The organism is Bradyrhizobium sp. Kon56, assembly GCF_055807635.1.
In genome coordinates, this window is the sequence record NZ_JBVVOU010000450.1 from 1 (window position 1) to 266 (window position 266).

Sequence of the window (266 nt, forward strand, 5' to 3'; positions counted from 1 at the left end):
CAATCGAGCAACGACGACCGCAAGGCCAAGAAAAACTACCTGGCCCTGCGCGAGTTCTGGGTGCGAAAACGCCGGTGGCGGTGGCGCAAGGCTCACGGTTTGGTGGCTGGTGGCAGCATGTGTACGACCTGGCCCACAGTCCGATGTATCTGATGAGCGTAAGGATGAAAGCGGTTGAAAAAAATGGCTGCTGGAAATAGCGGATAGCGTCATGAGGAACCACCTGACAGTAGACAAACGATGTTTGCAATGAATGCCGCTCATTG

The 266-nt window shown here is 54.5% G+C and carries 1 protein-coding gene; it reads left to right on the forward strand.

The window, feature by feature from the left end; all coding sequences use genetic code 11:
- On the forward strand, window positions 1-200 hold a 200-nt coding region (locus AC0L3B_RS39630), incomplete at its 5' end, for a hypothetical protein (protein ID WP_473383304.1).
- Window positions 201-266 lie beyond the last annotated feature (66 nt).